At 70.6% G+C, this 19,740-nt stretch carries 16 protein-coding genes, 2 tRNA genes, 1 other RNA gene and 1 pseudogene; 6 read left to right on the top strand and 14 right to left on the bottom strand.

The features are described 5' to 3' along the window. Positions 1-16 precede the first annotated feature (16 nt). The gene (leuA, locus tag AB0M79_RS21970; protein ID WP_364216752.1) at positions 17-1,708 is read left to right on the top strand and encodes a 2-isopropylmalate synthase; all 1,692 of its coding nucleotides are present in this window, start codon (positions 17-19) and stop codon (positions 1,706-1,708) included. Between the two features lie 30 nt (positions 1,709-1,738). Here the strand turns inward: leuA and AB0M79_RS21965 are convergent, their stop codons facing one another. Beyond that, positions 1,739-2,794, bottom strand: a complete 1,056-nt coding sequence (locus tag AB0M79_RS21965) for a hypothetical protein (protein WP_364216619.1) — start codon at positions 2,792-2,794, stop codon at positions 1,739-1,741. A 203-nt stretch (positions 2,795-2,997) separates the two neighbouring features. Then, a pseudogene (locus AB0M79_RS21960) lies at positions 2,998-4,420 on the bottom strand (DHA2 family efflux MFS transporter permease subunit); the annotation flags it as partial. A gap of 114 nt (positions 4,421-4,534) precedes the next feature. On the opposite strand from AB0M79_RS21960, the gene AB0M79_RS21955 reads away from it, so the two are divergent. Together AB0M79_RS21955 and AB0M79_RS21950 are read left to right on the top strand one after the other, a co-directional pair. Beyond that, the gene (locus tag AB0M79_RS21955) at positions 4,535-5,209 is read left to right on the top strand and encodes an HNH endonuclease family protein (protein WP_364216749.1); all 675 of its coding nucleotides are present in this window, start codon (positions 4,535-4,537) and stop codon (positions 5,207-5,209) included. Next, complete coding sequence (locus AB0M79_RS21950) at positions 5,206-5,589, top strand: hypothetical protein (protein ID WP_364216616.1); 384 nt, start codon at positions 5,206-5,208, stop codon at positions 5,587-5,589. Before AB0M79_RS21955 ends, AB0M79_RS21950 begins: the two co-directional genes overlap by 4 nt. 24 nt (positions 5,590-5,613) lie before the next feature. On the opposite strand, the gene AB0M79_RS21945 is transcribed toward AB0M79_RS21950, so the two are convergent. The 9 genes from AB0M79_RS21945 to ffs form a co-directional block, all read right to left on the bottom strand. Then, positions 5,614-6,711, bottom strand: coding sequence for an oligopeptide/dipeptide ABC transporter ATP-binding protein (locus tag AB0M79_RS21945; protein ID WP_364216613.1), 1,098 nt, complete (start codon positions 6,709-6,711; stop codon positions 5,614-5,616). Continuing rightward, positions 6,708-7,745 (bottom strand): ABC transporter ATP-binding protein, encoded by a 1,038-nt coding sequence (locus AB0M79_RS21940; protein WP_364216610.1) that lies wholly within the window; start codon positions 7,743-7,745, stop codon positions 6,708-6,710. The genes AB0M79_RS21945 and AB0M79_RS21940 overlap by 4 nt, the downstream gene beginning before the upstream one ends. A gap of 10 nt (positions 7,746-7,755) precedes the next feature. Then, a complete protein-coding gene (locus tag AB0M79_RS21935) occupies positions 7,756-8,730 on the bottom strand; it encodes an ABC transporter permease (RefSeq protein ID WP_364216607.1) in 975 nt (324 codons plus the stop codon). After that, the gene (locus AB0M79_RS21930; protein ID WP_357538694.1) at positions 8,727-9,731 is read right to left on the bottom strand and encodes an ABC transporter permease; all 1,005 of its coding nucleotides are present in this window, start codon (positions 9,729-9,731) and stop codon (positions 8,727-8,729) included. The genes AB0M79_RS21935 and AB0M79_RS21930 overlap by 4 nt, the downstream gene beginning before the upstream one ends. 77 nt (positions 9,732-9,808) lie before the next feature. Continuing rightward, positions 9,809-11,473, bottom strand: coding sequence for an ABC transporter substrate-binding protein (locus AB0M79_RS21925; protein WP_364216603.1), 1,665 nt, complete (start codon positions 11,471-11,473; stop codon positions 9,809-9,811). Between the two features lie 214 nt (positions 11,474-11,687). Next, positions 11,688-12,281 (bottom strand): recombination mediator RecR, encoded by a 594-nt coding sequence (recR, locus tag AB0M79_RS21920; RefSeq protein ID WP_212825642.1) that lies wholly within the window; start codon positions 12,279-12,281, stop codon positions 11,688-11,690. Positions 12,282-12,288: 7 nt separating this feature from the next. Continuing rightward, positions 12,289-12,597, bottom strand: a complete 309-nt coding sequence (locus AB0M79_RS21915; protein WP_364216746.1) for a YbaB/EbfC family nucleoid-associated protein — start codon at positions 12,595-12,597, stop codon at positions 12,289-12,291. 107 nt (positions 12,598-12,704) lie between these two features. Continuing rightward, complete coding sequence (locus AB0M79_RS21910; RefSeq protein WP_364216599.1) at positions 12,705-15,152, bottom strand: DNA polymerase III subunit gamma and tau; 2,448 nt, start codon at positions 15,150-15,152, stop codon at positions 12,705-12,707. A gap of 95 nt (positions 15,153-15,247) precedes the next feature. Next, positions 15,248-15,338: signal recognition particle sRNA small type (ffs, locus tag AB0M79_RS21905), an RNA gene on the bottom strand. Positions 15,339-15,422: 84 nt separating this feature from the next. Between ffs and AB0M79_RS21900 the strand changes: the two genes are divergently transcribed. The 3 genes from AB0M79_RS21900 to AB0M79_RS21890 all read left to right on the top strand — a co-directional run bounded on the left by AB0M79_RS21900 (position 15,423) and on the right by AB0M79_RS21890 (position 18,226). Then, positions 15,423-15,507, top strand: a tRNA-Ser gene (locus tag AB0M79_RS21900). A gap of 350 nt (positions 15,508-15,857) precedes the next feature. Then, complete coding sequence (locus tag AB0M79_RS21895) at positions 15,858-17,216, top strand: VWA domain-containing protein (protein ID WP_364216596.1); 1,359 nt, start codon at positions 15,858-15,860, stop codon at positions 17,214-17,216. 47 nt (positions 17,217-17,263) lie between these two features. After that, entirely contained in the window at positions 17,264-18,226 is a 963-nt protein-coding gene (locus AB0M79_RS21890) for an SDR family NAD(P)-dependent oxidoreductase (protein WP_364216593.1), read from the top strand. A gap of 114 nt (positions 18,227-18,340) precedes the next feature. Here the strand turns inward: AB0M79_RS21890 and AB0M79_RS21885 are convergent, their stop codons facing one another. The 3 genes from AB0M79_RS21885 to AB0M79_RS21875 all read right to left on the bottom strand — a co-directional run bounded on the left by AB0M79_RS21885 (position 18,341) and on the right by AB0M79_RS21875 (position 19,679). Continuing rightward, positions 18,341-18,991, bottom strand: a complete 651-nt coding sequence (locus AB0M79_RS21885) for an alpha-ketoglutarate-dependent dioxygenase AlkB (RefSeq protein ID WP_364216590.1) — start codon at positions 18,989-18,991, stop codon at positions 18,341-18,343. Continuing rightward, the gene (locus tag AB0M79_RS21880) at positions 18,991-19,422 is read right to left on the bottom strand and encodes a protein-tyrosine phosphatase family protein (RefSeq protein WP_364216587.1); all 432 of its coding nucleotides are present in this window, start codon (positions 19,420-19,422) and stop codon (positions 18,991-18,993) included. Before AB0M79_RS21880 ends, AB0M79_RS21885 begins: the two co-directional genes overlap by 1 nt. A gap of 170 nt (positions 19,423-19,592) precedes the next feature. Then, positions 19,593-19,679 (bottom strand) — tRNA-Ser (locus tag AB0M79_RS21875). Between the last annotated feature and the right edge of the window lie 61 nt (positions 19,680-19,740).

The following is a 19,740-nucleotide window of genomic DNA, read 5'->3' as shown; positions in this document are numbered from 1 at the left end:
CCAGCAGGCCAGCCGGATGCCGTACGGCCGCTACGAGTCCTACCACCGCCAGTTCTCCGTCGAGCTGCCCGACCGGCAGTGGCCGGCCCGGCGCACCGAGGTCGCGCCACGCTGGTGCGCGGTCGACCTGCGCGACGGCAACCAGGCACTGATCGACCCGATGTCGCCCGAACGCAAGCGCCGCATGTTCAACCTGCTGGTCGAGATGGGCTACAAGGAGATCGAGGTCGGCTTCCCGGCGGCCAGCCAGACCGACTTCGACTTCGTCCGCCAGCTCATCGAGCAGGACCTGATTCCGGACGACGTGACGATCCAGGTGCTGACCCAGTGCCGCGAGCACCTGATCGAACGGACCTTCGAGTCGCTGCGCGGCGCGAAGCAGGCGATCGTGCACTTCTACAACTCGACCTCGACGCTGCAGCGGCGGGTGGTCTTCGGCCTGGACCGCGCCGGCATCACCGACATCGCGACCCAGGGCGCCCGGCTGTGCCAGAAGTACGCCGAGATCCACACCCCGGACACCGAGATCTTCTACGAGTACTCGCCGGAGTCGTACACCGGCACCGAGCTGGACTACGCGCTGGAGGTCTGCGCGGCGGTCATCGACGTGATCGACCCGACGCCGGACCGCCCGCTGATCGTCAACCTGCCGGCGACCGTCGAGATGGCCACGCCGAACGTCTACGCCGACTCGATCGAGTGGATGCACCGCAACCTGCCCCGCCGCGACTCGGTGATCCTCAGCCTGCACCCGCACAACGACCGGGGCACCGCGGTCGCCGCCGCCGAACTGGGCCTGCTGGCCGGCGCGGACCGGGTCGAGGGCTGCCTGTTCGGCAACGGCGAGCGCACCGGCAACGTCGACCTGGTCACGCTCGGCCTCAACCTGTTCTCGCAGGGCATCGACCCGGAGATCGACTTCTCCCGCATCGACGAGATCAAGCGCACCGTCGAGTACTGCAACCAGCTCCCGGTGCACGAGCGGCACCCGTACGCCGGCGACCTGGTCTACACCGCGTTCTCCGGCTCGCACCAGGACGCGATCAAGAAGGGCTTCGACGCGCTGGCCGCCGACGCGCAGGAGGCCGGGGTCGCCGTCGACGAGTACACGTGGGGCGTGCCGTACCTGCCGATCGACCCGAAGGACGTGGGCCGCAACTACGAGGCGGTCATCCGGGTCAACTCGCAGTCCGGCAAGGGCGGTGTGGCCTACATCATGAAGGAGGAGCACCACCTGGACCTGCCGCGCCGGCTCCAGATCGAGTTCTCCGGCGTGGTCCAGCAGGTCACCGACGCCGCCGGCGGCGAGGTCGAGCCGGCCCGGATGTATGAGATCTTCGCCACCGAATACCTGGTCGACCACCAGCGGTTCCCGGCGGTCGAACTCGCCGAGTACTCGACGGCCACCGTCGACGGCAAGGTCGAGATGCTGGCCGAGGTGCACTTCGGCGGCAACCGCCGGCCGCTGGCCGCGGTCGGCAACGGCCCGATCGACGCGTACGTCAACGCGCTGCAGGCCCTGGGGGTGCACGTGCGGGTGCTCGACTACCACGAGCACGCGATGTCCTCCGGTGGCGACGCCCAGGCCGCCGCGTACGTCGAGTGCGAGGTCGACGGCCGGACGGTGTGGGGCGTCGGGCTGGACGCCAACATCGTGACCGCGTCGGTGAAGGCGGTCACCAGCGCGGTCAACCGCTCCCGCGGCTGAGCTTTCCGCGGGCCGCCCCGCCCCGGCCGTTCAGTTGACCGGCTGGGGCGGGGCGAGCTCGGCGGCGACGCTGGCGCAGATACCGGCGCCGTACGACAGCTTCCGGGTGTCGGGATAGCTGACGAGTACGGCGAGCACCCAGCCGTCGGCCGCCGCCAGGCAGTTGACCTGCCATCGGGAGTCGGCCCGGACGAAGCCGTTGGTGAAGCCGACGCCCAGGTCGGTGACCGTCGGTGGGAGCCCGTCGACGATGCCCCAGCCGATCCCGGTCAGCTCGCCCTTGTCGGACGCCTCGCCGTTGACCTCGGCCATCTCGTCCAGCACCCATTTTGTCCACTTCGGACCGGCGGCCCGGCCGTCGGCGACGCAGTCGCCGAGCCGTACCGAGTCGCCGGCAGAGATCCGGGTCCGTCGCCAGCCACCGTCGTCCACCTGCGTCTCCACCAGTGCGCACACCGGGATCATGCGGTGGCTCTGGGTCGCCCCGCCGGCCGCCTCGTAGAGCGCCTGGGTGGCGTCGTCGTCACCGTCGCGGATCGCCCGGCTGGCCTGCTCCAGGCGGTACGGCTCCGGCCGGCCGCCCCGCTCGGCGGCGTGTCGCAGGTAGTCGGCGACCACCCAGACCCGCAGCATCCCCCCGCCCTCGACCGTGTCGCCGACATTCGACGAGCCGGTCAGCACACCGCTGGAGCGGTCGAGCAGGGCCCACGAGAACCGGCCGTCCACAATGGTCTCGACCGGGCCGGGGACGAGCCCGGACGGTTGCGGCGAGGCGCTCGGGGCTGGCGTCGGGCTACCCGAGGGCACCGTCGGCCGCTCACCGCTCTCCGGATCGCCGAGCCGGGCGAACGCCATCGGCACCAGGACGGCGGTGGCGCCCAGCGCCACGATCGAGGCGACCGTGGCGATGACGAGCGTCCGGCGCCGCCGGCCTCGATCCCGGGTCGGCGGTACGGCCCGGTGCCGGCCACCCGATCTCCCACCGGCGGCGGCCGGCGGGTCTTCGGCGCCGACCGGGTTCAGCACCACGGTGGCGTCGTCGGTCGGGTGATCGGCTCCGGTTTCTACAGGTTTGTCAGTTCCCATCTCGACCACCGCTCTCCATCGCGGCTGTCGCGTCTCGCAGGACCGGCTGACCAATGGCGACAGTTACGCAGCCCCCGCGGCTGCGATTCCATCCCTTCAAACGGAACGGATTCACGCACGTCACGGGCGTGGTGGAGATCGGCTTGGCGGTGTTGCGCCACCCCGCCGTACGGTCGGGAACCGCTAGCCGGTCGGACCGCCGGGGGACGGACCGGTGGTGGTCCCGGTCGGCCGGCGGACGAAGATCGCGGCCAGTACGGCCCCGGCGAGCATCAGCCCCGCGCACCACACCATCGCCGACCGGTAGGCGGCGGCCAGCTCCGCCGGCACCTCGTACGCCGTGCCGGAGAGCCCGACCAGCAGCGGCAGGGCCGCCACGGCGAGGAGCCCGGCGGCCCGCGCGGCGGCGTTGTTGACCCCGCTCGCCACCCCGGCGTAGCGGTCCTCGACCGCACCGAGCACCGACGCGGTCAGCGGCGCGACCAGCAGGGTGAGGCCGGCGCCGAAAAGCAGCACCCCGGGCAGTACGTGGACCCAGTAGTCGGCGCCGGGGCCGATCGGCCGCAGCAGCAGGATGCCGACGGCGGCGACGGCCGGGCCGACCGTCAGGGGCAGCCGGGGGCCGATCCGGGTCGCGAGGGCGCCGGCCCGGGCCGAGCCGACGAGCAGCAGCAGCGTCATCGGAAGCGTGGCGATCCCGGTCTCCAACGCCGTGTAGCCGGCGACGTTCTGCAGGTGCACGGCGAAGAAGAAGCCCTGCCCGCTCAGCGCCGCGTACACCGCGACGGTGTAGATGTTGAGCGCGGAGAACTGCCGGCTGGAGAACAGCCTCGGTGGCAGCATCGCCCGGTCGCCGCGCCGCCGCTCCAGGAGCACGAACGCGGTCGCCCCGCCGACGCCGATCGCGGCGGCGCCCCAGATCGCCACCGAGCCGACCCCGAGAACCGGGCCTTCGATCAGGGCGTACGTGACGCCGGCCAGCCCCAGGGCGCCGAGCACGGCACCGCCGACGTCGAACCGGCCTGTCGAGGCGGCCCGGCTCTCCGGCACCCAGCGCAGCGTGGCGGCGACCACGGCGGCCGCCAGCGGCACGTTGATCAGGAAGATCCACCGCCACGAGACGCTGTCGATGAGCCAGCCGCCGATGAACGGGCCGATCGCGGTCGACACGCCGGACAGGCCCGACCAGGCGCCGATCGCCCGGCCGCGATGGTCCGGCTGGAAGCTGGCCTGGAGCAGGGCGAGCGAGGCGGGGGTGAGCAGGGCCGCGCCGAGGCCCTGGAGGACGCGGGCGGCGATCAGCCACTCGACGGACAGCGCCAGGCCGCACAGCACCGACGCGGCGGCGAACCACAGCACCCCGACCAGGAAGACGCGCCGCCGGCCGAACCGGTCGCCGAGGGCGCCGCCGAGCAGGACGAACGCGGCCAGTGTGAGCATGTAGCCGTTGACCGTCCACTGGAGCCCGGCGGTGGTCGCGCCGAGGTCGGCACCGAGCTTCGGCAGCGCGACGGTGACGATCGTGCTGTCGAGGAAGGCCATTCCGGAGGCGAGCACCGCCGCCAGCAGGGTGCCCCGGCCGGCCGCGGTGCCGAGTCGCAGGTCGGGGTTTGACGACTGGCTCATGGCGTCCAATCTGTCGGAGGTCTGGTCACTGTTTGCACGAAACGCCGAAGCGGCCCGTGGTTATTGCCGGCGAGACGATCTAGACAGCAAGCTAGGTGGGTGCTTTCCTCCCGTATGCGACAGACCCGTACCCGATCATTGACCTTGCGCAGTCTCGCCGCCTCGGTGGCCGCGGCGCTAGCCCTCGGCGCGCTCGCCGGTTGCGTGCCACTCGAAGAGGACCCGATCGGCGGGTCGGACCAGCAGGCCGGCTCCGGTGACGCGGGCGCGGCCGAGAAGCTCCTCGGCGAGCTGACGGTCGCCGACGCCCGGCCGATGCGCGGCTACAGCCGGGAACGCTTCAAGCACTGGCGCAGCGCGGGCAAGAACTGCGACGTACGCGACACCGTGCTGGAACGCGACGGCACCGGCGTCGAACTCGACGGGTGCAACGTGGTCGGCGGTTCGTGGTCGAGTGTCTACGACAACCGCACCATCGACGACCCGTCCGGCGTCGACATCGACCACACGGTGCCGCTGGCCAACGCGTGGCGCAGCGGCGCCGACGAGTGGGAGGACGACCGGCGCAGTGAGTTCGCCAACGACCTGACCCGGCCGCAGCTCCTGGCGGTGTCCGCGTCGTCGAACCGTTCCAAGGGTGACCAGGATCCTTCACAGTGGAAACCGACCAACCAGGACGCATGGTGTGATTACGCTATTGACTGGATCACGGTGAAGAGCCACTGGGAGTTGACGGTGACCGCCGCCGAGAAGTCGGCGCTGCAAGACATGCTGGAGACCTGCGTATGACCGACGCGACAACGGGCGGGGCGGACGGCACCCCCGCGACAGGCAACCCGACGACCGGCCAGCCCACGACCGCCGAGCCCAACTCGACGGCCCCGGCCCCGGCCGCGGAAACGGGGCCGGCGGGCGGCGCCCCGGACAGCCGTACGACCGACGTGGTGCCCGGCCCCGGCGGCGTGATGACCGACGAGGTCGGCGTCGTCACCGGCGAACTCACCCTGCGCACCGAGTACGACGCCGGCCAGGTCACGCTGCGGGTGCAGTACAAGGACGCCGACGAGTGGTACGTCGTCACCGGCGGCCGGGCCACACTTGCCGACCCGGCCGCGCTGGACGCCGTACACGCGATCGCCGTCGCGCTGATCGACCGCCCCGAGGGCTGACCGGCGCCGGTCCGACGGTGCCGGTCAGACGAACGAGCCCGGCTCGGTCGGCGCGGAGACCACGCCGGGCGTCTCGCCCTCGTCCTCGGGGCGTACGAGCTGCACCTTGACCTCGTGCGGGCGTAGCTCGCCGCTGGCGATCCGCTCGGCGAAGTGGCAGGCGACCCGGCTCTCGCCGATCTCGCGCAGCACCGGCCGCTCCGTGGCGCACCGGGTCGGCTGCGCCCACGGGCAGCGGGTGTGGAACCGGCAGCCGGCCGGCGGGTTGGCCGGGGACGGCAGGTCACCGGCGAGCAGGATCCGTTCGCGGCGGTCCTCGACCTCCGGGTCGGGGACCGGCACCGCCGACATCAGCGCCCGCGTGTAGGGGTGCAGCGGCTCGCGGTAGAGCTGGTCGCTGCTCGCCTCCTCGACCAGGGCGCCGAGGTACATGACGCCGACGACGTCGGAGATGTGCCGTACGACGGCGAGGTCGTGGGCGATGACCAGGTAGGTCAGGCCCAGTTCCTCCTGGAGTTCGTCGAGCAGGTTGATGACCTGGGCCTGGATCGACACGTCGAGGGCCGAGACCGGCTCGTCGGCGACGATCAGCTCGGGGCCGAGTACGAGCGCACGGGCGATCCCGATCCGCTGGCGCTGGCCGCCGGAGAACTCGTGCGGGTAGCGGGAGAGTGCCCAGCTCGGCAGGCCGACGGCGTCCAGGGTCTGGCCGATGATCTTCCGGCGCTCGTCGCGGTTGGCGCCGATGCCGTGCGCCTGAAGCCCTTCGACGAGAATCGACTCGACGTTCTGCCGCGGGTCGAGGCTGGACATCGGGTCCTGGAAGATCATTTGCAGGTGCCGGCGCATCGACCGCAGCCGGCTGGGCCGCAGCTTGGCCAGATCCTCGCCGTTGTAGATGACCTCGCCGGAGGTGGTCGGGGTGAGCTGGAGGATCGCCCGGCCGAGCGTCGACTTGCCGCAGCCCGACTCGCCGACCAGGCCGTACGTCTGGCCCTTGGTGATCTTCAGGTCGACGCCGTCGACCGCCTTGACGTGACCGACCACCCGGTCGAACAGCACGCCCTTGGTGATCGGGAAGTGCACCTTGAGGTCACGGACCTCGACGAGCGTGTCGGTCACAGCTTCTTACCCTCCTCCGCGCGCGGCGCGGGCACCCCACCGGACGCGCCGACCTTCGCCGGTGCGCTCACCGGGTTGACGCACCGGTGGGCCCGCCCGTCGTGGGTCAGCGTGAGGGCCGGCGGCTCACCGACGCAGGCGTCGAGACGCTGTTCGCACCGGGGCGCGAACGCGCACCCGTCCGGCCACGGCAGTACGTCGCGTACCGATCCCGGGATCGGCGTGAGGCGCTCGCCCCGGCCGGCGTCGAGGCGCGGGATCGACCCGAGCAACCCCACCGTGTACGGGTGGTGCGGCTCGGCGAAGAGCGGACGCCGCCGGGCGGTCTCCACGACCCGGCCGGCGTAGAGGACGTTGATGGTGTCGCACAGGCCGGCGACCACCCCAAGGTCATGCGTGATCATGATCAGGGCGGTGCCGGACTCGTGGACGAGATCCTTGAGCAGTTCGAGGATCTGCGCCTGGATCGTCACGTCGAGCGCGGTCGTCGGCTCGTCGGCGATGAGCAGCCGGGGACGGCAGGCGACCGCCATCGCGATCAGTGCCCGCTGTCGCATGCCGCCGGAGAGCTGGTGCGGATACTCCTTGAGCCGCCGGGTCGGGTCGGGGATGCCGACCCGGTCCAGCAGGTCGGCCGCCTCCCGGCGGGCCGGGTCGCCCTTCATGCCGCGGTGCCGGACGAGCACCTCGGTGACCTGGGTGCCGATCGGCACGACCGGGTTCAGCGACGACAGCGGATCCTGGAAGATCATCGCGACGTCGCGGCCACGGACGTCCCGCATCGACTTCGCGTCGAGCTTCAGCAGGTCGGTGCCGTCGAAGTCGGCCCGGCCACCGATTTGCACACCACGCTGTCGGGGCAGCAGTCCCATGATCGCGAGCGAGGTGACGCTCTTGCCGCAGCCGGATTCGCCGACCAGGCCGACGACCTCGCCGGCGTCGACGTTGAAGGAGACGCCGTCGACGGCGCGGACCGTGCGCTGCCCCCGGCGGGAGAAGGTGACGGACAGGCCGTCCACGTCCAGCAGTGCCATCGCCGCTCGCCTACTTCCGCAGCTTGGGGTCGAGTGCCTCGCGCATCGCCTCACCGAGCAACGTGAAGCCCAGCGCGGTGACGATGATGCCGACGGCCGGCAGGATCGCCAGTCGGGGCGCCGCGTCGAGATAACGCTGCGCGTCGGCGAGCATCACGCCCCACTCCGGGATCGACGAGTCCTGGTTGCCCAGGCCGAGGAAGGACAGCGCCGCCGCCTCGATGATCGCGGTGGCCAGGGTCAGCGTCGCCTGCACGATGACCGGCGCGAGCGAGTTGGGCAGGATGTGGGTCAGCGCGATCCGGCCGCGCCTGACCCCCAGCGAGGTCGACGCCAGCACGTAGTCCGTATTGGACTGCGCGATCATCGACCCCCGCAGCAGCCGCGCGAAGACCGGCACGGACACCGTGCCGACCGCGATCATGACGGTGACCAGGCTCGGCCCGAGCAGGGCCGCGATGCTGACCGCCAGCAGCAGGCTGGGCAGGGCGAGGAGCATGTCGACGACCCGCATCAGGGCGTTGTCGACCCAGCGGCCGAACCGGCCGCCGAGACCGGCGGCCGCACCGGCCGTGCCACCGATGATCGCGCCGATGACCAGACCGATCAAGGTGGACACGACGCCGACCAGCAGGGTCTGCCGGGCCCCGACCACGATCCGGCTGAACTCGTCGCGACCCAGGTGGTCGACGCCGAACCAGTTCTCGGCGCGCGGCCCCGGGTAGTGCGCCCGGGCGTCGCTGACCTCGCCGCGCCAGGTCTGCGCGACCGGGTCGTGCGGAACCAGGAACGGCCCGACGACCGCGACGAGCACGAAGGTGGCCAGGATGAGGGCGCCGATGATCGCGGCCGGGTTGCGCCGCAGCCGCCGGAACGCCTCCTGCCAGAGGCTCACCCCGCGTTCGTCGTCGCGCCGGGCGGAGAGTTCGGAGAGCCGGTCGAGTTTCTCGATCTTCTTGCGGCCCGGTGTGAGCACCCCGCTCATCGCACCCTCACCCTCGGATCGATAAAGCTGTAGGAGAGGTCGACGATCAGGTTAACCAGCACGTAGACCACCGCGATGATCATGATGAAGCCCATCAGCACCGGATAGTCCCGCTGGCTGATCGACTCGGCGATGAACGCCCCGATGCCGCTGAACGCGAACACCGTCTCGGTGAGCACCGCGCCCGACAGCAGGCCGCCGGTGAGCAGACCGATGGTGGTGGCGACCGGCAGCATCGCGTTGCGCAGGACGTGCCGGCGGCGGACCACGTTCTCGGTCAGGCCCTTGGCCTCGGCGGTGCGGACGAAGTCTTCACCCAGCACCTCCAGCACGCTCGCCCGGGTGATCCGGACGATGATCGCCAGGGGGATGCTCGCGAGGGCTATTCCGGGCAGGACGAGATGCCACAACGCGTCGGCGGCGGCATCCCATTCTCTTGTCATCAAGCCGTCGAGCACGAAGAAGTTGGTGATCCGGGTCGCGCCGATCGTCGGGTCCTGCCGGCCGCTCGACGGGAACCAGCCCAGGTTCTCGGCGAAGATCGCCTTGAGGACGTATGCCAGGAAGAAGACCGGGATGCAGATGCCGATCAGCGACCCCACCACGGAGGCGTGGTCGAGGATCGTGGCCCGCTTGCGGGCGGCGAGGTAGCCGAGCGGGATACCGACACCGATCGCGATGATCATCGCGGTGAGGGCGAGTTCGACGGTGCCGGGGAACCGCTGGAGGAACTCGGTGGTGACCTCGCGCTTGGTCGAGATCGACGTGCCGAGGTCGAGTCGGAGCATCCGCCTCATGAAGCGGCCGTACTGGATCAGGATCGGCTCGTCGAGGCCGAGGTTGCGCCGGATCGCGGCACGGGACTCGGGTGTGCCCCGCTCGCCGAGGATCGCGGTCTCCGGTCCACCCGGCAGACGGTGCAACCAGATGAACAACAGGATGGATAGCCCGAACAGCGTCGGTATCAACTGCAGCAGGCGTCTGACGATGAACCGGAACACGTGCGCCTCGAATGGGTCCAGAGGGTCCCGCGGGCGGACACCAGGACCGGTGCCCGCCCGCGGTTCCTTTTTCTATGTCAGGACTTGAACTCGGCGGTGGAGAACCGCTCGTCCGTGAGCGGGCTCGCCTTGACACCGGTCACGTCCTTGCCGAAGACGATCGCCGGCGGCGAGTGCGACACCGGCACGCCGGGCAGGAAGTTCATGATCTCGGCGTTGAGCTGCTTGTAGATCTCGAACCGGGCGGCGGGGTCAGCCGTGGTGTCGGCCTTGCGGAAGAGGTCGAACAGCGGCTGGTTGGTGTAGCCCCACTCGTCCTTCGGCCGGTCGAAGAAGGTACCGATGAAGTTGTAGGCGTCGCCGTAGTCACCGGTCCAGCCCAGGAAGTGCAGGTCGTGGTTGCTGCCCACCTGGGTGGCGTTGAGGTAGTCCGGGCTCCACTTCAGCGGGATCGCCTCGATGGTGATGCCGACCGCCCGCAGGTCCGCGGCGAGCAGTTCGAAGAGGTCCTTCGGGTTCGGCATGTAGGGCCGGGTGACCTCGGTCGGGTAGTGGAACTTCAGCGTCAGGTTCGACGCGCCCGCCTCGGCCAGCAACTGCTTGGCCTTCTCCGGGTTGTAGTCGTACGTCACGACCGAGGAGTTCCAGCCCTCGACGGTGTCCGGGATGAACTGCGTGGCGACCTTGGCACCCGGGGGCAGCTTCGAGTCGACCAGCGCCTGCCGGTTGAGCGCGTGGATGATGGCCTGCCGGACCCGGATGTCGGCGAGCTTCGGGTTCCCCTTCTGGTTCATCGCCAGGTAGAGGATGTTGAACGCCGGGCGGGTCAGCACGTTGAAGCCGTCGTTCCCCAGTGGACCGACGTCGGCCGGGCCGACCAGGTCGTAGCCCTGGATGTCACCGGAACGCAGCGCCTGCTTACGGGCGTTCTCGTCGGAGATCGTCCGGAAGATCAGCGTCTTCAGCTTGGCCTTCTCGCCCGCGTAGTCCTCGTTGCGCTCGAGGGTGACGGTCTTGTTGGCGATGTCCCAGGCCTTGAACTTGAACGGGCCGGTGCCGGTCGGGTGCTCCATCGCGTACGGCGGGTACTTCACGTCGTCCGCGGTGCCGGTCACCTCGCTGGCCTGGTACTGCTCGAGCGCCTTCGGCGAGTGCATCGAGAAGGCCGGCAGCATCAGGGCGGCGGGGATCTTGCTGGAGACCCGGTTGAACGCGAGGTCGACGGTGCTCGGGTCCTTGACGGTGCACGACTTGAAGAGGCTGTCACCCAGCTCGGGGTCCTCATTGGCCGCGAAGCCGCCCATGATGTCCTGCCAGTAGGACGTCACGTCCGGGCTCTGCATCAGACCCTTGGCGTTGAACCAGCGGTTGAAGTTGAAACAGACCGCCTCGGCGTTGAACTCGGTGCCGTCGTGGAACTTCACGCCGGTACGCAGCTTGAAGGTCCACGTCGTGCCGGCCGCGTCCGGCGTCCAGCTCTCGGCCAGGCCGGCGGAGACCTTCGTGCCACCCTCCTCGGGGCGGACCAGGGTCTCGAAGATCTGCCGGGAGACCCGGAACGACTCGCCGTCGCTGGCAAGGCTGGGGTCGAGCACCTTGGGGTCGCCGGCGACGCCGAAGACCAGTGTGTCCTTAGTGGATCCGCCCGAGTCTCCGTCGCGCTCGCTCGCGGCACAGCCGGAGAGCGCGAGGGCGGCGACCGCTGCGGTCGCGATCGCGACCTTCGGCCTTGATGCACGCATGGTGCTTCACCTCGTCCTGTGGGTACGGACAACGCGGTGACCCGGGGTCACCAGATGGCGAGACGATAGCCGTCCTTCGAACTCCCCGGAAACTGGCCTATTGGGGGTTGGTATCGGATCGTGTCTTTACGTCTCACCACTGGCACGCACGATGCGAAGTTGTTACATTGCGCCGCTGTTTCCGAACATCAACTGTCAGATCAACGACCGCACGTCAGACCGCTCGACGCCCTTCGAACGCCCGGCCAAGCGTGATCTCGTCGGCGTATTCGAGGTCGCCACCGACCGGCAGACCACTCGCCAACCGGGTGACAGCGATCCCCATCGGCTTCACCATCAGCGCCAGGTAGGTCGCCGTCGCCTCGCCCTCGGTGTTGGGGTCGGTGGCGAGAATCAGCTCCTTGACCGCGCCGGAACCGAGCCGGAGCATCAGCTCCCGGATCCGCAGGTTGTCCGGCCCGATGCCCTCCAGCGGATTGATCGCCCCGCCGAGCACGTGGTAGCGACCGCGGAACTCACCGGTCCGCTCGATCGCCACCACGTCCTTGGGCTCCTCCACCACACACAGCACCTCGTCGGTGCGGCGCGGGTCGCGGCAGATCCGGCACAGCTCCGCCTCGGCCACGTTGTAACAGGTCGTGCAGAACCGGACCAGTTCCTTGACCTTGCGCAACGCGGTCGACAGGCGGTTGACGTCGGCCGGATCCGCCGACAGCACGTGAAAGGCGATCCGCTGGGCGCTCTTCGGCCCGACGCCGGGCAGGCGACCCAGCTCGTCGATCAGATCCTGGATCGCACCCTCGTACATCTGGTGCTCAGAAGCCGGGCAGGCCGAGGCCGCCCATGCCGCCGGTGACCGGGCCCATCTTCTCCTCGGTCAGCTTGCGCACCGCGTCGTTGGCGTTGTGCACCGCCGCCAGCACCAGGTCTTCCAGCGTCTCGACGTCGTCCGGGTCGACCGCCTTCGGGTCGATCTTGATCGCCTTGACCTCGCCGGCGCCGGAGATGGTCACGGTGACCAACCCGCCTCCGGCGGTGCCGGTCAGCTCCGCGGCGGCCAACTCGGCCTGCGCGGCGGCGAGCTGCTGCTGCATCTTCTGCGCCTGCTTCATCATCTGCTGCAGGTTAGGCTGTCCACCGGGGCGCACGGCACGGCTCCTTCGACGTCGTCATTGCCTGGGCGACGTTCAGCCTAGTCGGCGCCGCCGACGGGCCACGGCACGCCACGTGGTCAGCCGTCGAGCCGCTCCGCACCGAGCGTCTGGTGCAGCAACTGCACCACCTGCTGTTCGCTGCTCTGCCGGACCGCGGCGACGTCGACCACGTCGTCGAGCGGCTCGTCACCGGGATCGAATCCCTCGTACGTCACCCCGCCGCGCACCGGCCCGTCGTAGTCCGGGTCGTACGGCGGCTCACCCGCCCAGGACGGGTCCGCCGTCTGGACGGCGCCGGCACGGGCCGCCGGGGCCTGGGCGGCCGGGGCCGGTGTGACCGGTGGAGCGGCGACAGCCGCCGGTGCGGCGGTCTGGGCGGCGGGCACGCCGTCCCGACCGGCCGTACCCCGGTTGGCGGCCGCCGCGGCCGCCCGCGCGGCCGCGAGCCCCGCCCCGGCGCCACCGCCGTTCACGGCGGGCGGGCTGGTGGCCGGTGGTGTGCCGGTGCCGGAGGGCCGCGCATCCGTCTCGCCGGACGGTGCCGGTGCTGGTGCCGTGGGTCGTCCACCCGGCCGGGCTGCCTCCGGCCAGTCCGATCCAGCCGCTGTCGACACCGCCGACGGCGGGCGGGCCGGCTCCGGCCAGTCGGACCCACCACTACCCCGACCGGCCTGGGCCGGTCCCGCCGACGGCGGCCGGGCCGGCTCGGGCCAGTCCGAACCGGTCGACCCGCCGGCCGGGGGCGAGCCGGCCGCCGGGCGTGGCGGGGCGGCGGGCGGCGCGGACGGAGGAGGAGACGGCGGGGTGGGCCGAGGCTGCGGAGTCGGGGCCGGCCGGCCACCGTCGCCGCCGACCTCGCACCGGATCTGCCAGCGCCCGCCCAGCACCTGACCGATCGCCTCGACCAGCAGATCCGGCGAGTTGGTCAGCATCGTGGCGTGCACGCTGTGCCGGAACGACAGCACCAGCGTGTTGCCGTCGACCTCGCTTACCGTCGCCTCCCGTACGACCGCCGCCGCACGCTTGCTCCGGGCCGCGACCGTCGACAGGATCTGGTCCCACGACCGACGGACCGCCGCCGCGTCGAGTGCGCCCGGGGCGACGGGCGTGCCCGGTGCCGGCGGATCCGGCGTCACCGGATCGGGCATGACCGCCGCGGCCGGCGGGCCGGACCGTGGGGCCGCCGCCGGCTGCGCCGGCCGGGACTCGGTACGCGCCGAAGCGGCCTGCTGCGGCGCCTGTGGCGCCGACGGCTGCTGCGGGGTCGGGGGCTGCTGCGGCTGGGGTTGCGGCTCGGCCCGCGGCGCGGCCGCCGGACGTACCGGCTCGACGGCCTGGACCGGCGGCAACTCGCCACCGCCCGCGACGGTGAGCCGGCGCTCCATCCGCTCCACCCGCTGAAGCAGCGCGGCCGAGCCGTCGTCGGCACCCGGCAGCAGCATGCGGGCGGCGATCAGCTCCAGCAGCAGGCGTGGCGCGGTCGTGCCCCGCATCTCGACCAGGCCGTTGTGCACGATGTCGGCACAACGGGACAACGTCGCCGACCCCAGCCGCTCGGCCTGGGCAGCCATCCGCTCCACCTGGTCGGCGGGCCCGTCGACCAGGCCCTTGGCGGCCGCGTCCGGCACCTGCCGCAGCACGATCAGGTCACGCAGCCGCTCCAGCAGATCGGAGGCGAACCGCCGTGGATCATGGCCGGCCTCGGCCACCCGGTCGATGGTCGCGTACGCCGCCGCACCGTCCCCCGCCGCCAGCGCGTCACACATTTCGTCGATCAAGGCCGAGTCGGTGACACCGAGCAGGGCCACCGCCCGCGCGTAGCTGACGCCCTCCGGCCCGGCACCCGCGATGAGCTGGTCGAGCACCGACAGGCTGTCCCGCGCGCTGCCACCACCGGCCCGCACCACCAGCGGGAACACCGCCGGGTCGACCTTGATCCCCTCGGCCTCGGTCAACTGCTCCAGGTAGGGCCGCAGCACCGCCGGCGGGATCAGCCGGAACGGATAGTGGTGGGTACGCGACTTGATCGTGCCGAGCACCTTCTCCGGCTCGGTCGTCGCGAAGATGAACTTGACGTAGTCCGGCGGCTCCTCGACCAGCTTCAGCAGCGCGTTGAAGCCCGCCGACGAGACCATGTGCGCCTCGTCGATCACATAGATCTTGAAGCGGCTGTTCGCCGGCGCGAAGAACGCCCGCTCCCGCAGCTCACGGGCATCGTCGACACCACCGTGGCTGGCCGCGTCGATCTCCATCACGTCGATCGAACCGGCGCCGTCGTTGGCCAGCGACCGGCACGAGCCGCACGTGCCACACGGCTCCGGGGTCGGGCCGTGCTCACAGTTGAGCGACCGGGCCAGGATGCGCGCGCTGGACGTCTTGCCACAGCCACGCGGCCCGGAGAACAGGTAGGCATGGTTGAGCCGGCCGCTGCGCAACGCCTGCGACAGCGGCTCGGTGACATGCTCCTGGCCGATGACCTCGGCAAACGTCCTCGGCCGGTATTTGCGGTAGAGCGCGAGCGCCACCCCAGCCTCCTCTCGACCGGGCCATTCTCCACCGGCGGGCGGCCCCGGACACAACACGGGGCGAGGCAGCGGTGATCAGCGGCGACCAGGAAAAATAAGGCCTCCCGTGCACCCGTCAGAGCTCGCTTATCCTTGCTGCCTTCCGGCCCTGGGGAGGTTCACGAGGTGCACGCCGCACGGGAGGTACCGACGACTCTACCCCGCCCCGTCCGGAACCGCCGGTGGGTGGGCCGTGTGAGGCTGCTGCGACGAGCCTGTATCCTGTCCGACGGAGGATTCGCCTAGAGGCCTAGGGCGCACGCTTGGAAAGCGTGTTGGGTTCACACCCTCACGAGTTCGAATCTCGTATCCTCCGCTCTTCTGAGCAGCGTAAACGACGAAGGGCCGGTCCCGCAGAGGGCCGGCCCTTCGTCGTGGCCCCGGTCCTGGTCTCGATTGGCGGCGGGCAGCCGACGCTCCGTCGGGTTGCCGTGACGGCGTCCGCCTCGGGCCGCCATGATCGTCTGCGATTCACGCGTTCCCGGCCCGGCGTGTCGACTGCCTGAGCAGCAGACGATCGAGACGGACAGCGAGTGTCGGGCGGGAGTCGACCGTCAGCATCTCCGACCGCTGCCTCCGTTTCACGCCCCGGCGCGCCAGCCCGACCTGCGTGAATCTTGATCAACACGGGTAGGCTCGGACGCACCGTGACGCGGAGGAGGCACCGTGACAGTGCTGTCCAAGGGCGCCAACGTCGCCCTGTCCACGATGTACGTCCGGGCGGTCCTGAGCTGGACGGCGGGACCGGGCGTACCCGACATCGACGTGTCAGCGCTGCTGCTGACCGCGAGCGGCAAGGTGCGCGGCGACGGTGACTTCGTCTTCTACAACCAGCCGCGGCACCCGTCCGGGGCCGTGACCCACGCGGGCAAGCGCGCCGGGTCGGCCGGGGAGGCGTTCGACGGCATCACCGTCGAACTGGCGAGGGTCGAACCGGACATCCAGCGGGTGGTGATCGCCGCGTCCGCCCACGACGGCACCTTCCAGCAGGTACGTGGGCTGCGGCTGACCATCTTCGACGTCGGTTCCGGGGCCGAGGTGGCGCGGTTCGAGGACATGCACGCGTCGACCGAGAAGGCGATCGTCGGCGGGGAGCTCTATCTGCGTAACGGGGCCTGGAAGTTCCGGGCGGTCGGGCAGGGCTGGGATTCCGGGCTGGCCGGCCTCGCGACCAACTTCGGGATCAGCGTCGACAGCGAGCCGCCCACGCCCGCTGCGCCGCCACCGGCGCCCGCCTTCGCGGCACCGGCTGTGTCATCGCCGCCACCGGCAGCGCCGCAGGCGTCCGCAGCACCGCCCGGGCAGCCGGCCGTGCGGTTCACCAAGGGCGAGGACCGGCTGCCGCCGGAAGCCCGGCAGAAGCTCAACCTGCGTAAGCAGCAGGTGGCGGTCAGCCTGACCAAGCACGGCATCGGAAACGTACGGGCCCGGGTGCTCCTGGTCCTCGACGCGTCGGGGTCGATGACATCCCTCTACAAGAACGGCACGATGGCCCGCGCGGTCGAGCGGACCGCGGCCGTCGCCGCCCAGTTGGACGACGACGGAACGATGCAGTCGTGGATGTTCGCGTCCCGCCCCGGGCGGCTTCCCGATCTGGAGATCGGCGACATGCCGAGCTGGATTCCGGCATTCGTCCGGATGAAGGCGCTGCCGAAGCTCGGGTTCGGTAACGAGGAGCAGAAGGTCATCGCGATGGTACGGGATTTCGTACGGCAGAATCCCGAACCGGTTCCCACCCTCGTCCTGTTCTATTCCGACGGCGGCGTCTACCAGAACGCCGCGATCGAGAAGCAGTTCCGGGCCGCCGCCGACGAACCGATCTTCTGGCAGTTCATCGGGCTCGGCAACGCCAACTACGGAATTCTCGAACGGTTCGACCAGATGCAGGGCCGGCGGGTGGACAACGTCGGGTTCTTCGCGGTCGACGACATCGACCGGACCGGCGATCCGGAACTCTACGACCGTCTGCTCAGTGAGTTCCCGGCCTGGCTGCGCGCCGCCAGCGCGGAGGGCATCCTGCGCTGAGAAAAGATACTTGTCTTCCAGTGCGCTCGAAGTCGTAGCGTCGGGGCATGACCACAGCGCAGCACAAGATCGGATCGGGTTTCGGTGCGCGGAGCACCGCTGACGACGTACTCGATGGGGTTGATCTTTCGGGGAAACTGGCGGTGGTGACCGGCGGGTATTCGGGGTTGGGGTTGGAAACGACACGGGCCCTGGCGAAAGCCGGGGCCCGTGTCGTCGTGCCGGCCCGGCGGCCGGACGCCGCCCACGAGGCGCTCGCCGGAATCGCGGGGGTCGAGGTCGACGAACTCGACCTCGGTGACCTCGAAAGCGTGAAGGGTTTCGCCGAGCGTTTTCTCGCCGCCGGCCGGCGAATCGACATTCTGATCAACAACGCGGGCATCATGGCCTGTCCGGAGACGCGGGTCGGGCCGGGCTGGGAGGCGCAGTTCGCGACCAACCATCTCGGTCATTTCGCGCTGACCAACCGGCTGTGGCCGGCGCTCGTGGACGGCGGCGCCCGGGTCGTCTCGGTTTCGTCGACCGGCCACCACAACTCCGCGATCCGCTGGGACGACCCGCAGTTCGAGCGCGGTTACGACAAGTGGGAGGCGTACGGGCAGGCCAAGACCGCGAACATCCTGTTCGCCGTGCAGCTCGACGCCCTCGGCCGGGACCTCGGGGTACGGGCGTTCGCGCTGCACCCGGGCGGCATCCTCACCCCGTTGCAGCGGCACCTGACGACCGAGGAAATGGTCGGCTACGGCTGGATCGACGCGGACGGCAACCCGCTGAACCCGAGCTTCAAGACGCCGGAACAGGGCGCGGCGACCCAGGTCTGGGCGGCGACGTCGGCCCAGCTCGACGGGATGGGCGGCCTCTACTGCGAGGACTGCGAGATCGCCGAGCCGTCGCCCGAGGGCGTCCGCGAAGGGGTACGCGACTACGCGATCGACCCGGCGCAGGCGGCTCGGCTCTGGACCCTGTCGGCGGAGTTGACCGGGGTGGACGCGTTCGCGCCGGCCCGGTGACCGCGATGGTTGTCCACAGGCCGGCCAGCCTGTGGACAACCAGCCACGCTCGTACACATGTGCTATCCACACCCTGTGGATAACTCTGTGGAGAACGCGCTGAACAGCGCAGACTCAGGAGAGCCCGGTCTCCCGTAGCGTGATGTTGATCCGGCCGAAGTCCAGGCCGACCCCGGCCGGAGCCGTACCCGGATAGGTCCGCACCACCCCGTGATAGGCGAACCGTGCCGGCCCGCCGAAGACGAACAGGTCACCCGAGGCCAGCTCCAGGTCGGTCCACGGGCGGTTCCGGCCCTGCGTGTTGCCGAACCGGAAGAGGCACGAGTCGCCGACGCTCAGCGACACCACCGGCGCGTCCGACCGCTCGTCGCGATCCTGGTGCAGGCCCATCTTCGCGGCGTCGTCGTAGAAGTTGACCAGTGCGGTGTCCGGCCGGTAGCCCCGATCCGGCATCTGGCGGACCTCCACGAGCGCGGCCCGCCCCAGGTCGGCCAGCCAGTCCGGCAGCTCGGCCACCCGCCCGCCGCCGGCGTCGTCGGCGGTACGGCTGTAGCGGTACGGCTGCCAGTGCCAGCCCAGACAGACCGTACGCACCGACATCCGGCCGCCGCCCGGCAGCTTGGCCGCCCGCGCCGGCACCGGACCGTCCGCCCACGCCCGGCACGCCTCGACCAGCCGGCGCTGTGTCTCCGGGTCGAGCCACCGTGGCACGTGCACCGCACCCGGTACGATCTCCCGCCGGCCGGCGTGCGGAAGGTCGAACATCAGGCGACGAAACGTCGTACGTAACGCTTCTGCCACGGCGTCTCGACGGCGTGCGGAGAGTAGTGCGCGCGTACGAAGGTGACCGCCTCGTCGGCCGGCACCCCGTCGATGATCGCCAGGCAGGCCAGCGCGGTCCCGGTCCGGCCCCGGCCACCGGAGCAGGCCAACTCGACCCGGTCGGTCGCCGACCGCTCCCACGCCTCGCGGAACCTCGCCCGGGCCTCGTCCCGGTCGCGCGGCAGCCGGAAGTCCGGCCAGTGCAACCAACGAGCCTCCCAGTCGACCGGCGGCGGCGGCTTGCCGAGCAGGTAGACGGCGAAGGTCGGGAACTGCCCGGTGGGCAGCGGTTTCAGCAGCCCACGGCCACGAACCACCCGCCCGGACGGCAGCCGCAACAGTCCGGCGTCACTCGAATCCCACGGCTCGACCACACGCCGACAATAGCGAGCCGGTTTCGGCGGTTCCGCGACCGCCGCGTCGGCTACCCGGCCATCCGGGTACGCCTTCCCGCCCGGCCGGGACCGCTGAATCACCGGTCAGGGAAAAGCGAAACGCCCGGTCCTCCGCGCTGGAGGTGCCGGGCGTCTAGCCTGTGTACGAGCGGTGGCGGCGGGATTTGAACCCGCGGAGGGCGTAAACCCTCACACGCTTTCGAGGCGTGCTCCTTAGGCCACTCGGACACGCCACCGCCGAGAAGGCTACCTGACGCCCCCGGGACCTGTCGTGGCGGTATCCCCTCCGTCGACCTG

The organism is Polymorphospora sp. NPDC051019 (genome assembly GCF_040683055.1).
GTDB classification, from domain to species: Bacteria; Actinomycetota; Actinomycetes; order Mycobacteriales; family Micromonosporaceae; genus Polymorphospora; species Polymorphospora lycopeni.
The sequence above is the reverse complement of the archived record's forward strand: the minus strand, read 5'-3'. Positions and strand labels throughout refer to the sequence as shown.

Coding starts and splice junctions, on each gene's coding strand:
- leuA (WP_364216752.1), top strand. CDS start 17: ATGCCGTACGGCCGCTACGAGTCCTACCACCGCCAGTTCTCCGTCGAG.
- AB0M79_RS21965 (WP_364216619.1), bottom strand. CDS start 2,794: ATGGGAACTGACAAACCTGTAGAAACCGGAGCCGATCACCCGACCGAC.
- AB0M79_RS21955 (WP_364216749.1), top strand. CDS start 4,535: ATGCGACAGACCCGTACCCGATCATTGACCTTGCGCAGTCTCGCCGCC.
- AB0M79_RS21950 (WP_364216616.1), top strand. CDS start 5,206: ATGACCGACGCGACAACGGGCGGGGCGGACGGCACCCCCGCGACAGGC.
- AB0M79_RS21940 (WP_364216610.1), bottom strand. CDS start 7,745: ATGGCACTGCTGGACGTGGACGGCCTGTCCGTCACCTTCTCCCGCCGG.
- AB0M79_RS21935 (WP_364216607.1), bottom strand. CDS start 8,730: ATGAGCGGGGTGCTCACACCGGGCCGCAAGAAGATCGAGAAACTCGAC.
- AB0M79_RS21925 (WP_364216603.1), bottom strand. CDS start 11,473: ATGCGTGCATCAAGGCCGAAGGTCGCGATCGCGACCGCAGCGGTCGCC.
- recR (WP_212825642.1), bottom strand. CDS start 12,281: ATGTACGAGGGTGCGATCCAGGATCTGATCGACGAGCTGGGTCGCCTG.
- AB0M79_RS21890 (WP_364216593.1), top strand. CDS start 17,264: ATGACCACAGCGCAGCACAAGATCGGATCGGGTTTCGGTGCGCGGAGC.
- AB0M79_RS21885 (WP_364216590.1), bottom strand. CDS start 18,991: ATGTTCGACCTTCCGCACGCCGGCCGGCGGGAGATCGTACCGGGTGCG.